Raw genomic sequence first — 6,440 nt, forward strand, 5'->3', positions numbered from 1 at the left:
CGTCGGTCACCTCCACCATGATCGTGCCGGACGGCAGACGCCGAGCGGGCACCGGCATGGTCCCCTCCCGGAACCAGCGGTACGCGGTCTGCGGGTGCACACCGTTACGGCGCGCCCACTCGGCAAGTTTCACAGAACGATACTAACACTCATATATTCGTATGTTTGATCACGGGAGAGTGAGCAGTTGTCAGCCCCCGCCCCGGCCGCCGGCACCTGCCGGCCGCCGGGGCGGCGTACCCGGTCACTTGGCGGCGTACTGCTTGATCTCCTCGACTGCGTCCCGGCGTACCGCGTCGTAGCAGGCCTTAACCCGCTCGGGGTCGGGCAGCACCACGCTCTCGCTGCCCCGCCGGCCGGTGCCCTTCGTCGGGCTGGTGAGGAAGGACAGGTTGCTGCCCCGCACCCCGCGCATCTGGTTTGCCATGTCCAGCAGGGACATGTTCTTGTCCACGGAGACCGAGTTCGACGTCGCCTTGACGAACGAGTTCAGCTTGCCGGGGCTGGTGAGGATCCCACCGGAGGCGGCCTTGTCGAGGATCGCCTTGATGACCTGCTGCTGGTGCCGGATGCGGGCGAAGTCGCCGTCCGCGAACTGCTTGCGCTGGCGCGAGTAGTCCAGCGCCGCCTCACCGTCGAGCTGCTGCGGCCCGGCCTTGAAGGAGCGGTACGGCGGATGGATCGAGGTGAACGACTTCTCCACGTTGACGGTCACGCCGCCGAGGGCGTCGATGATGTCCTTGAAGCCGGCGAAGTCGATGATCGCCACGTGGTCGATCCGGACCCCCGTGAACTTCTCCACCGTCTGCACCATGAGCGGGACGCCGGCCCAGGCGAAGGCGGCGTTGATCTTCGCGTCCCGCCCGCCGTGCTGACCGTCCGCCGATCGCGGCACCGACACCCAGGTGTCCCGCGGGATGGAGATCAGCTGAGCGCTCTGCCGGTCGGCGGGGAGGTGGGCCACGATGATCGTGTCCGTCCGCGACCCCGAGGTCTTCTCCGGATCACGGGAGTCGCTGCCCAGCATCAGGATGTTCTGCGCGCCCCGGGCACCGGCCGCCGGACGCCCCTCGTCGGGCACGCCGGCGAAGGCGTCGACCCGCTCGATGCCGGACTCGACGGACTTCAGATAGATCCCCCCGGCGACCAGGCCGCCGCCCCCCAGCAGCGCCACCACCAACGCGGTGATCAGGACGATCCGCTTCCACCGGCGCCGGGGCCGTTGCGGCTCACCCGGTTCCAACCGAGACGGACCGTCGACCGGATCCAGCGGATGTTGAAAAGGCTGAGGACCGGCGTACTGACCGCGATACGACATGCCGCGATGCTACTGACCGGCTTCGGCGCCCGCGTACCCGCTTCGCCAGCCGGCCCGGCGGAAACTTTTCATCGTCAGCCACCCCCTCGAACTGGTAGAACGCTCCCGTGGACGTAACGAAGCTCCGGCGGGCCATCGCCCGCACCCCGTTGGCTCCGGTCGCCGCCTTCCCGAAGCGGCTGGCCCGGGTCGCCCGGCACGACGCCAAGGTGCTGCGCACCTCCGCCCGCTGGCTGGTCACCTCCCGTGAGCATCACAACTACACGTACGAGCTGACCAAGCTGAGCCGGCAGCACCTCGCCTGGTTCGTCAGCGTGGTCTGCGACGTGCCGGTGCAGCAGGTCCGCGCGTACCTCAACGAGATCGAGACCGACGAGAAGCTGCGCGGGCACATCGAGCACGCCACCGCCGCCGCCTCCCGCCGAGGCCTGGCCGACAAGCACGTCCGGTACGCCCGGAGGATCGGCTGGTACGCCATCGTCCGCGCCCGCAAACCGGGGCACGTCGTGGAGACTGGCGTCGACAAGGGGCTCGGCAGTGTGGTCCTCGCCGCCGCGCTGCTGCGCAACGCCGCCGAGGGGCACCCGGGCCGGCTCACCTCGCTGGACATCAATCCGGAGGCCGGCTACCTGGCCCGCGCCACCCCCTGGGCCGACGTGGTCGACCTGGTGATCGGCGACTCGGTCGCCTCGATCTCGGCGCTGGACCGCCCGGTCGACCTGTTCCTGCACGACAGCGACCACAGCCGGGTGCACGAGAAGAGCGAGTTCGAGACGGTGGAGTCGAAGCTCGCCGAGGGGGCGATGCTGCTCACCGACAACGTCACCGTCACCAACGTCCTCGCCGAGCACGCCGAGCGGACCGGGCGGCGCTTCCTCGCCTACCGGGAGACGCCGGCCCGGCACTGGTACCCGGGCGACGGGATCGGGGTCGCCTGGTGAGGCTCGCCGCCGTCCACACGTACCCGGTCAAGGGCTGCCACCGCCTGGACCACGACGGCGCCCGGGTCGAACCGTGGGGCCTGGCCGGCGACCGGCGTTGGCTGGTGGTCGACGAGCACGGCGTCGGGGTCACCCAGCGCGAGGCCGCCGAACTGGTCACCCTGCGCGCCGCTCCGCGCGCCGGCGGCCTGGTGTTGGGCGCCCCGGGCCGCCCCGACCTGGACGTACCCGAGCCGGCCACGGCCGAGCCGGTCCTGGTGCGGGTGTTCCGCAGCCGCCGGCCGGTCGCCGCGCTGCCCGCCGGGCCGGCCGCCGACGACTGGCTCGGCGGGTTGCTCGGCCGCCCGGCCCGGCTGGTCTGGCTGCGCGATCCGACCCGGCACCTGGACCCGGGCGAGCGGGACCATGACACCGGCGACCAGGTCAGCTTCGCCGACGAGTACCCGCTGCTGCTGACCGGCACGGCCTCGCTCGACGCGCTGAACGGCTGGCTGGCCGAGGCGGGGGAGCCGCCGGTGCCGATGGCCCGGTTCCGCCCCAACCTGGTGGTCGAGGGCGCCCCGGCCTGGGCGGAGGACGGGTGGGCCGGCCGCCGGCTTCGCATCGGCTCGGCCGTCTTCCGCGCCGCCGGGCCCTGTGACCGCTGCCTGGTCATCACCACCGACCAGGAGACCGGGGTACGCGGCAAGGAGCCGCTGCGCACCCTCGCCCGGCACCGCAACATCGGCCAGAAGCTCCTCTTCGGGCTGCACCTGGTCCCCGACGGGCCGGGCGAGGTGCACGTCGGCGATCCGGTGACCCTGCTCGACTGAGCCACTGCCGGTCTGCGTTGGCCCGGACCCGCGGCGTGGCCGGCTCGCGGCGTCTTAGCCCTCGCTTAGCCCGCTTGTCGCGCGGCGACCCGATTTGCCGAGCGCCCCACCGAGCATGTCGCTCAGTCCGTCCACGTCCCGGCCGCCGGCGCCGAGGTCGTCGACGCGGCGGTCGAACCCCCGACACCGGACGTGGTCCGGGCCGGCTGCGGCAGTTGACCTGACCGGTGGCTGTTCTGGTCGCGCTGGCAACCACGAGGAGTGTCTTCGTCGTGCGCTACGAAGCTGACCCGAAAATCCAACGGTAGGTGGGCAGGCGGTAGCGGCCGGCGTAGCGAAGCGGAGCCGGGCTTGTCTGTTGATCGGTTAGGCGGCGGGTTCGGCGATGACGGCTTTGCCGTCGCGGATGAAGATGTGTTGGCCGGTGGCGGCTTGTAGGGCGGTAGCTAGGTGGCGGGCTCTGCGTTCTTTGTTGACGCGGGAGTCGAAGTGCTCGGCGCCGAGGTCGTGGAACCGGGCGGTGGGGTCGGACAGGAGGTGGTATGCGATGACCAGGACGGAGTTGCCGACGGCGACGATCGCCTTCTGTTTGCCGCGGCGGTGGGCGATGCGTCGGTAGCGGGCGCCCAGGAAGCTGTCGGTGCGGGCGGCGGTGGCGGCGACGTTGCCCAGGGTGGCGCCGAGCCATGGGTTGCCTTTGGGCCGGTTCTTGTTCTTCTTCTTACCGGCGGATTCGCAGGTGGCGGGGCAGAACTTGGCCCAGGACACCAGGTGGGCGTCGGAGGGGAAGCGATTCATGTCGACCCCGATCTCGGCGATGAGTTCCTGCGCGGCGGTGCAGCCGAACCCGACAATCTCAGTGAGCTGCTCCACCTGGTGGGCGAATGGGGCGACCGCCTCCTCGATCCTGGCGTCCAGAACGGTGATCTGCTCGCTGAGGCGGTCGATGTTGTCCAGCATCATCCGCAGGATCACCGCGTGGTGGTCGGTGAAGAACCCGCGCAGCGCCTCGGACAGGATCGCGGTCTTGCGGCGCATCCGTCCCCGGGCCAGGTCAGCAAGCACCCTCGGGTTGCGTTGCCCGGCGATCAGCGCGTCCAGTATCTGCCGTCCGGACACTCCGAAGATGTCACTGATCACCGAGCTGAGTTTGATCTGCGCGTCTTCGAGCAGCTTCTCCACCCGCTGCCGCTCACGGGTGCGGTCGCGCACCAGCGAGCGACGGTAACGAGTCAGGTCCCGAAGCTGGCGGATCGGCGCCGGGTGCACCAGCGACGGGGCGCACATGCCCCGCTCCGCGACCTTCGCCAACCACACCGCGTCGGCCTTGTCGGTCTTTGGCCGCCCCGGCACGTTCCTGACCTCCCGGGCGTTGACCAGCCAGCATTCGAAGCCCTCGGCTTCCAGCAGGTAGTAGACGCCCTTCCAGTAGTCACTGGTCGACTCCATGACCACCCGGGTCACCCGGCAGCAGCGCAACCAGTCCGCCAGTTCCAGCAACGCCGACGTGGTCGTGGGGTAGCCGCGTACCTCCTGCATACGCCGGCCCGGCCTGGACTCGTGCGGCACCCGCACGCACGCCTCCAACGCGGCCTTGCCCAGGTCGAGCGCAGCTACCCGCTCGACGTGTAGTTCCTGCTCACCGACCTCTTCCACAACGAACTCCCAGACAACGGGGGACGGGATGGTGGTCGCCCGCGGGAGCCCACGGGGAACGGAAAGAAGCGGACCCTCGCGCTCGTGGCGACAATGCGCAGCCCCTCAACACGGCTCCCAGCGTCACACTGATGAACGGCCTCACCTGCGCCAAGATCCGCCGACGTCGGCGAGCGACCATCACCGATTTTCCCGCATACGCGGCGCTCCGAAGGAGCCCCGACACTGATGACGTAAACGAATCACTGCGGACGCAGGCCACCGAGAGCTCGCCGACCGTGGCGATTCATCCACGACATCAGCTTCATAGGACCCGCGGTGGGTCCACCGGTCTCTGTTAAACCGGCGGCGCTTCGGGCGATCGGGCGGCAACGTGTCGGATCCGGGGTGGCCGGGTAGCCCACGGGACGGATCGGCCGGAAGGACGACCACGCCTGGCGCCCGCTGGCCGGAGTGTCAGGCCGCGGGGGGCCTTGGCCCGGGCGTCATGCCGCGGGGCGGTCCAGGTGGAGCCACATGAAGACCTCGTCCCGGTCGTCGCCGGGAGCGAGCCGCAGCGCGCCGGGCAGGCGGCCCACCTCCCGGTAGCCCAGCCGGTCGTAGAACGACTCCAGGCCGAGCCCGCCCCGGACGGTCACGTGCAGCCCCGCCAGGCCCAGCTCACGGCCGATCCGCTCGGCCTCGCGCATCAGCGCGGCGCCGTACCCGTGGCCCTGGTTGTCGGGGTGGACCATCACCCGCTTGAGCACCCGGTAGTGCGTCTTCAGGTGGAACCGGTTGTCGGCGATGATCAGGATACCGACCAGCCGGTCACCCTCGTAGCCGACCAGCAGCCGGTCGGGCCCGTCGGCGATGTCGGCGAAGGTGGCCTCCGCCATCGGCCGCACCTCGGCCGCGGTCACCGGGGCGACGAAACCCACCGCGCCGCCGGCGTTGGTGACGTCCACCCAGAGATCGAGGATCTGCTCGCGCAGCGCGGCGTTGAGTTCAGGGTCGAGGACGAAGCGCAGGCTCACGGCGACATCGTGACCGAACGGCCGTGCCGGTGGCCCGCAATCGTGATCCACCCGACACGGTCGAATGCGGCCGGGCTGGCAGGCCGTGCTTCGTCGGCCTGCCAGCGGCGACTTGGCGTGGTGCGGGAGAGGGGAGTCGAACCCCCACGCCCTTTCGGACAATAGGACCTAAACCTATCGCGGCTGCCTTTACGCCACTCCCGCAGACGTGCTGAGTCTAGAGCGTCTCGCTGCGTCGTTGTGGAGCGCCGTTCGCCGACAGGTTCAGTCGAGGCCGAGGTCCCGGCGGAGCTTGGCGACGTGGCCGGTGGCCTTGACGTTGTATAGCGCCCGCTCGATCTTCCCGTCCTCGTCGACGACGAAGGTGGAGCGGATCACGCCGGTGACGGTCTTGCCGTACAACTGCTTCTCGCCGTACGCGCCGTACGCGGTCAGCACCGCCTTGTCGGTGTCGGCGACCAGCGGGAAGGTGATCGCGTCGCGCTCCCGGAACTTGGCCAGCTTCTCCGGCTTGTCCGGGGAGATGCCGACCACCTCGTAGCCGGCGGCCTGGAGGGAGGCGAGCGAGTCGCGGAAGTCGCAGGCCTGCTTGGTGCAGCCGGGCGTCATGGCGGCCGGGTAGGCGTACAGGACGACCTTGCGGCCACGCAGGTCGGCCAGGGAGAGCGTCTCGCCGGTGTCGGTGGGGAGGGTGAAC

The 6,440-nt window shown here is 70.2% G+C and carries 6 protein-coding genes, 1 tRNA gene and 1 pseudogene; 2 read left to right on the forward strand and 6 right to left on the reverse strand.

The features are described 5' to 3' along the window. A pseudogene (locus tag DKT69_RS33235) lies at positions 1-133 on the reverse strand (IS607-like element ISCARN56 family transposase); the annotation flags it as partial. A gap of 111 nt (positions 134-244) precedes the next feature. Further along, a complete protein-coding gene (locus DKT69_RS33240; RefSeq protein ID WP_236648507.1) occupies positions 245-1,243 on the reverse strand; it encodes an LCP family protein in 999 nt (332 codons plus the stop codon). A gap of 182 nt (positions 1,244-1,425) precedes the next feature. On the opposite strand from DKT69_RS33240, the gene DKT69_RS33245 reads away from it, so the two are divergent. After that, on the forward strand, positions 1,426-2,259 hold the full coding sequence (locus tag DKT69_RS33245; RefSeq protein WP_109805371.1) for a class I SAM-dependent methyltransferase: 834 nt from the start codon (positions 1,426-1,428) through the stop codon (positions 2,257-2,259). Next, positions 2,256-3,071 (forward strand): MOSC domain-containing protein, encoded by an 816-nt coding sequence (locus DKT69_RS33250; RefSeq protein ID WP_109805372.1) that lies wholly within the window; start codon positions 2,256-2,258, stop codon positions 3,069-3,071. Before DKT69_RS33245 ends, DKT69_RS33250 begins: the two co-directional genes overlap by 4 nt. 366 nt (positions 3,072-3,437) lie before the next feature. Here the strand turns inward: DKT69_RS33250 and DKT69_RS33255 are convergent, their stop codons facing one another. The 4 genes from DKT69_RS33255 to bcp all read right to left on the reverse strand — a co-directional run. Next, positions 3,438-4,727, reverse strand: a complete 1,290-nt coding sequence (locus DKT69_RS33255) for an IS110 family RNA-guided transposase (protein WP_109805373.1) — start codon at positions 4,725-4,727, stop codon at positions 3,438-3,440. Between the two features lie 485 nt (positions 4,728-5,212). Beyond that, the gene (locus DKT69_RS33260) at positions 5,213-5,743 is read right to left on the reverse strand and encodes a GNAT family N-acetyltransferase (protein ID WP_109805374.1); all 531 of its coding nucleotides are present in this window, start codon (positions 5,741-5,743) and stop codon (positions 5,213-5,215) included. 118 nt (positions 5,744-5,861) lie between these two features. Next, positions 5,862-5,947 (reverse strand) — tRNA-Leu (locus DKT69_RS33265). Positions 5,948-6,007: 60 nt separating this feature from the next. Further along, positions 6,008-6,440 (reverse strand): thioredoxin-dependent thiol peroxidase (bcp, locus tag DKT69_RS33270; protein ID WP_109805375.1); only part of this gene is annotated, 433 nt, incomplete at its 5' end.

Origin of the sequence: Micromonospora sicca (assembly GCF_003172935.1) — a bacterium.
Taxonomy (GTDB): domain Bacteria; phylum Actinomycetota; class Actinomycetes; order Mycobacteriales; family Micromonosporaceae; genus Micromonospora; species Micromonospora sicca.